Origin of the sequence: Mesorhizobium sp. M8A.F.Ca.ET.181.01.1.1 (assembly GCF_004792025.1) — a bacterium.
Classification (GTDB): domain Bacteria; phylum Pseudomonadota; class Alphaproteobacteria; order Rhizobiales; family Rhizobiaceae; genus Mesorhizobium.
Genome location: NZ_SRTV01000035.1, coordinates 1 through 1162 on the forward strand (window position 1 = coordinate 1; position 1162 = coordinate 1162).

The 1162-nt window shown below is 62.7% G+C and carries 1 protein-coding gene; it reads left to right on the plus strand.

What is annotated here, in order from left to right; all coding sequences use genetic code 11:
* Positions 1 to 198 precede the first annotated feature (198 nt).
* A complete protein-coding gene (locus EN824_RS33430) occupies positions 199 to 1143 on the plus strand; it encodes an IS110 family transposase (RefSeq protein ID WP_189522269.1) in 945 nt (314 codons plus the stop codon).
* The last annotated feature ends 19 nt before the right edge of the window (positions 1144 to 1162 follow it).

A 1162-nucleotide genomic window follows, 5' to 3' on the forward strand; every position in this document is an offset into this window, starting at 1 on the left:
CACCCCTTGTGTGTTTGGAATCGTGCATTGTTGAGGGTGCCACGGACCAGGTGCTTGCCTGATCCGTGGCGGCGGTCGAGAGCCCGTCACCCCTCAGGTGGCTTAAACCGTGGATGAGCTGGGGCCCGACCGCCTTCTTTTGTGAACCCGAACAGTTGCAAGGGGCAAGCCCCCGCACACAAGGAAGGGACCGATGAGATGGTAGCGCAAACGGTTCAGGACATCGGCATCGATGTCGCCAAAGGCTGGCTCGACGTGGCGGTGTTTCAAACGCAGGAACAAGCGCGTTTCGACAACGACAAGGACGGATGGGCCAAGCTGGTCAGATGGCTGCGGGGTCGCACCGTACGCGCCATCGGCATGGAGCCGAGCGGCGGCTATGAGCGCGGTGTGGCCAAGGCACTGCGTAGCGCGGACCTGCCGGCCAGGAACGTCAATCCGCACAAATTGCGCCACTATGCCCGCGCCCTTGGCCGATTGGCCAAGAATGATCGCATCGACGCCTTGCTGATTGCGCGCTACACCGCCGAACTGCCGACCCGGCCGGTGCGTTGCGACCCGATTGCGGAGCAACTGGCCGATCTGGTCGTGGCCCGCAGGCAGCTTAGCGACGATAAGGTCAGCCTCGCCAATCAACTCGAGCAGCTACGCGAGCCGATGGTGAAGCGCATCTTCACCCAGCGGCTGCGTCGTATCGAACTCGATATCGCACTGCTCGCCAAGCGTATGGCCGAACTCGTCGCCAGCCAGCCGGCGCTCGCAGCCAAGGATCGCCTGATCCAGTCCTTCCACGGTGCCGGTCCAGTCCTCAGCCATACCATACTGGCGCTGGCGCCGGAGATCGGGCAGGCCTCGCGACGCGAGATTGCTGCGCTTGCCGGCCTGGCGCCCTACGACTTCGACACCGGCACCTTCAAAGGTCGCCGCGTCATCTGGGGCGGCCGGCATGCTCTGCGCAGGGTGGTCTACATGGCAGCGCTCACCGCCAGCCGCTCCAATCCCGTACTCAAAGCCTTCCACCAGCGTCTTATTGCAAACGGTAAGCAACCAAAGGTCGCCATCGTCGCCGTGGCCCGAAAGATTATGACCATCCTCAGCGCCATGCTTCGACACAACCAACCCTGGTATCCAGACAAAGCCTGAAAACACAGTTGCTCATCCG